Annotated in this window: 4 protein-coding genes; 2 read left to right on the top strand and 2 right to left on the bottom strand. The window is 39.7% G+C overall.

Translation table 11 applies throughout. From position 1 onward, the window contains the following. Positions 1 to 153: transposase (locus H6F92_RS04015; protein WP_190356403.1), on the top strand; the 153-nt coding region annotated here is incomplete at its 5' end. A 1-nt stretch (position 154) separates the two neighbouring features. Here the strand turns inward: H6F92_RS04015 and H6F92_RS04010 are convergent. Together H6F92_RS04010 and H6F92_RS04005 are read right to left on the bottom strand one after the other, a co-directional pair. Then, positions 155 to 1,105 (bottom strand): aminotransferase class I/II-fold pyridoxal phosphate-dependent enzyme, encoded by a 951-nt coding sequence (locus tag H6F92_RS04010; protein WP_242029994.1) that lies wholly within the window; start codon positions 1,103 to 1,105, stop codon positions 155 to 157. 18 nt (positions 1,106 to 1,123) lie between these two features. Beyond that, positions 1,124 to 3,343 (bottom strand): AMP-binding protein, encoded by a 2,220-nt coding sequence (locus H6F92_RS04005; RefSeq protein ID WP_242029993.1) that lies wholly within the window; start codon positions 3,341 to 3,343, stop codon positions 1,124 to 1,126. 968 nt (positions 3,344 to 4,311) lie between these two features. Between H6F92_RS04005 and H6F92_RS04000 the strand changes: the two genes are divergently transcribed. Further along, positions 4,312 to 4,602 carry a DUF2288 domain-containing protein gene (locus H6F92_RS04000; protein WP_002745388.1) on the top strand — a complete coding sequence of 97 codons (291 nt, stop codon included), beginning with the start codon at positions 4,312 to 4,314 and terminating at the stop codon, positions 4,600 to 4,602. Positions 4,603 to 4,742: the final 140 nt, after the last annotated feature.

Below are 4,742 nucleotides of genomic sequence, written 5' to 3'. Positions count from 1 at the left end.
GAAATAATTAGTTATTTCGAGCAAAGGACAACGAATGGGGTGGTCGAGGGAATCAACAATAAACTGAAACTAATAAAACGGAGAGGCTATGGCTTTAGAAACTTTCGGAATTTCTGGGTTAGAAGTATGTTGTCTTGGCATCTTGTCTGTTGATTTAGCATAAAGAGTAACGAAGAGCCTCAAAAGATTTGACAAATTCTTTCGGTCCACTGATTGCTCCCCCTTCAATACCGACAGCTTTGGAGAAAGAAACCATGATAAAAGTAGCTCTGCGTAAAGCTTTGTACTCCTGATAGAAAGGTCGATTAGGAGTGCCATAAATCATAAATCCGTTAGCATCATCAACGTAAGATAAAGCTCCATAACGCTCACAAATTTCGATTAATTCACCAACAGGAGCTACACTGCCATCAGAAGAATATACTGTTTCAAAGACGACAATAACCCTCGATGATTTAATCTTCTTTAACACTTGCTCAAGAGAAGAAGGATCATTATGCTTAAAGGCAAATACTTGAGAACCCAACTTTCGGTTAGCCAGCGGATTCCATAAACTCCAGTGACAATCTCGATCTAAAACAAAAACAACATCCTGATTATCTATTGTGACAGTTGCATCAAAGCCAAAAGAACTGGTCATAGCATTAATAAAACCAATATTAGCTAAAGCTCCTGTCCCAAAGGTTAAAGTATAATCTTTTTGCCAAATTTCGTTCATCTTTTGTTCCAGTAAAAGATGGGGACGGGAAACTCCTTGAGTAAGACGAGATCCTCCCGTAGCTAAACCATATTGGCGGGTATTTTTACAGAAAATCTCAACGAATTGCTCTTCTTGTTGTAGTCCGAGAAAATTAATCCCTGATAAATTAATCATTTCCCGACCATCACGTTTAATGCGAGAGCCACTCATCCCGTCCATAACCGGAATACCATCACCAAGAAGAAATCCAGCTGCCTCAGCGTCATCGAGAAATTTTTCATTACCCCATTGGCTAGGATTTTTCGACGGAGACATATAGTCAGATTTTTCTGAAAGTAGTTGTTTCAAAAGATGGCGCTTTTGAGCAGATGAAAGCGAATTTAGAGTCTCAATATTGGTAGTCATGATTCAATTGTCTCCTATCTATTTAGATAATATGGAACTGAGTAAAGCATCCACTTCTTCATCATTCATTTGGTCTATTTGTTCCGTAAACTTCCAGCGATTCTCTGATATTTTGTTAGTCAAAATTGCTGTTAAACTATTAACACTAACACCTTCAATAAAATTATCTATAGGGATTTCAACTCCCCAGTTAGTGTTAAACAGATTATTTAATTCAGCAGCTACCAAGGAATCAAATCCGATATTTTGTCGAACGTCTATGTTTTCATCAGCCGTTTCCTTTAGTTCTGCAAATTTAGCAATTAACCACTGTTCAATCTCTTCATAAATAGCCTTGTACTCAGATGATTCTGATAAGTGCGAAAAAGTTTTTAATTTTTCTAACAAATGATTAACATCTGATTCTAGTTTTATGAAGTCCTTTTTTTGAGATGGAATTTTACTCCAATCGCCAATCACATCAAGAGTTCCCGCTAGGAAAGCAGTCCGACAAGCTATTCGTTGAATTTTACCACTAGAGGTTTTAGGAATACTTGCTGTCTTAAGAAGTGCGACGGCATAAACATCTAGCTGATGTTCTTCGGCAACAGAGCGAATAATTTGCTCAATTACCGCTGGTGAGTCTAATTTACGCAGATAGCTTCGTTCGACTTCTTGAACAACTACTAGCCTTTCTTGACCAGCAATTTCCACTGAAAATACTGCTCCACACCCTTGCCGCAATCCTGGGTGACTTTTTTCGACGGTGGATTCAATATCTTGAGGATAATGATTACGTCCCTGAACAATAATTAAATCCTTGAGTCTTCCTGTGATAAATAACTCACCAGCCAGTAAAAATCCTAAATCTCCTGTCCGCAGAAATGGTCCAACCTGGGTATCAGCTAAATAAGCTTTGAAAGTTTCTGCTGTCTGTTCGGGTCGATTCCAATAACCCTGAGCTACACTGTCACTAGATACCCAAATTTCCCCTATTTCCCCATCTCGACATTCAGTTAAAGATTCAGGATTTACAATTACAATTTTTTCTGATAACCAAGCGTGACCACAACCAACTAATAATTGAGCATTCGGGTGTTGAGAGTTAATAGTAACGGCACTATTTTCTAAAAGAGCTAATTTATCAACTGCTTCAATCACAGGAGATTGGCTTTTAATTCCCCCCGATACAAATAGAGTAGTTTCAGCCATCCCATAACAAGGATAAAATGCCTCTCTCTTAAAACCATAATCAGCGAAAGTATTAGCAAATTTTTCTAAGGTAGCCGCTCGAACAGGTTCGGCCCCAGTAAAAGCTACATCCCAACAACTTAAATCCAGATTTTCTCGCTCTTGAGGTTTAATTTTATCAGCACATAATTCGTAAGCAAAATTAGGACCGCCACTACTGGTAGCGTTGTAGCGAGAAATAGCCTGTAACCATCGGAGCGGTTTTTGGATAAATGCTTCTGGGGGCATAATCACACAAGGAAATCCGACGTACACTGGTTGTAATACGTTACCAATTAGTCCCATATCATGGAATAGTGGCAACCATCCTACACCAATAGTTTCGCTTGTATGTCCAAAGGCAGAAGCAATCAGTTTTTCATTATAAAGTAAATTTTTATGACTAACCATAACTCCCTTAGGCATACCTGTGGAACCAGAAGTATATTGTAGGAAAGCTATGTCCTCTAAAGAAAGATTCGGTTTTTGCCAGTTTTCTGCTTGCTTATCCGGGATGTTATTAGTAGCTAGGCAAGGTACTGTTATTAACTCAGGGTCACTCGAAAATTTTTCCTCAATAGTATTTAATAAGGATGTAGTAGTTAAGGCCAGTTTGGCTTGGGCATCTTTAGTTATTGCTTGTAGTCGAGAGAGCTTTTGATTACGTCGGGGAGGATAAACGGGAACGGCAATAACACCCGCGTATAAACAGGCAAAGAAAGCAATGATAAATTCTTCCTCCGATGGATAGAGCAATAAAGCTCTTTCTCCCGGAGACATTTGTAACTGAAGTTGAGCCGCCAAAGCTTTTGCTTTTTGCTCTAATTGCTGATAAGTCAGTCTGGCGGTTTCTGTTTCTCCATTAGCCAAAAAGATATAAGCTGTTTGCTCGGCTTGCTGCAATGCTCTATGGTTCAAGATATCTACAAAAGTAGAAATGTCCTGAAAAATTTCGCCTTTAGATTTTGATTCTACAGATAAACAAAGCATTTTTTCCTCTACAACTGATTTCTGAAGTTCTTTTAACATAAAACTAATTACAGGGCAATCGCACGCACTTCAACATAACCTGACAATTGAGAATGGCAAAAAGTCTTGCTGATACAGGGTTTTTGGTTTTGACCGAATATTTGCTGGTTCTTCGTTACTTGGTATGGTTCGATAGGGGGGCATAAATCGACTAAATCCTTATCTGGCAAAAGACTCTATTGATTAGCTCGTTCTAGATAGAAAACAATTGGCAAAAATCGAAGCAATGTCTTTCTATGTAAGGGTTTTATCCTTTATAACCCCCCTCCATTGCATAACACAAACCGAAGAACCTATTTGCTTTAGTATTGCTTACGTCAGGTTTATGACTGTTTCGTTACAAAGCAAAAGTCTGAAACGTTTGCATGGTCAATGGTCGAGGCCAAGCTGTATCTGTCAAGAGGTCTTTTTATGCGATTACCCTATCCCTCCTCTGGGTCTACTTTACCTAAACTCAATAAAGACTGCTTACTGTTTTTTATTTTTACCGCTCCCATTTTTATTCTAGCGGCTTACCCTAAGTAAAAATACTTAGTTAAACAAAATTTAATTATTTAATTGTCAAGTCCGGTAGTAATTTTGTAACCGTTCAGGAGAGGTGTCAAGCCGCCAGTGGCATTGACTCTGTGGAAGGACTCTCTTGGGGCAGCAGAGAAGGAGAAGCACTGCCTTTCCCAGGGGCGCAAATCGTTTCGGTCATAAGGATCTAAGCACAATTAATTACACATCTGAGCCGTCAGCCGTCAGCTTTTTCAGTGATCAGTAAACAGTGATATAGCGTTTCCTGTTCGTAAGAGGTACATTATCGATGTTGAAAAGCTTAATCAGCAAAGGTTTAACTGTCACACACGGGTGTGAGAACCGCTACAATTACTATAGATGGAAGGAAATCGGCTGTCCCTTTGCCTGTATGCTAGAAAGAGGAGCTAATTCGTTATTGAGCGAGCTTTTTCGCAAGGATTGACAGTATGGGTAATATTCACGAGCAGTTATTAGAGGAATTAGCCGAAGTGGAGTGGAGTGACTTGATCCCCCATGCTCAAAGGGATGCGCTGATCCTGGTTTCCGATTCCCTCAATTTAATCGAAGTGGCAGAAGCGATCGCCGGTGATCAAGTTGCTCAAGTGCAGAATTGGATCGGGGAAAAACTACTAGAAAAACCGACACAAGAGCAGTTAAGCGATTGGAATTCCCATCCCGATAACCTTTTTAATACACTAATCGTGCAACCTTTTGTGTTAATTCAGACCATAGCTTAGATAAAACCAAACCCCCCAATCTTGTCGGATTGAGGGGTAGGAAAGAATAATCCTGGCATCGAGCTATTGTCCCGGTCGGCAACCCGACAAGTATCTTGGCCACGGTGAAGTTTCACAACCGAGTTCGGGATGGAATCGGA

Origin of the sequence: Microcystis wesenbergii FACHB-1317 (assembly GCF_014696875.1) — a bacterium.
Taxonomy (GTDB): Bacteria; Cyanobacteriota; Cyanobacteriia; order Cyanobacteriales; family Microcystaceae; genus Microcystis; species Microcystis wesenbergii_A.
This window is presented reverse-complemented; position numbering and strand designations above follow the sequence as displayed.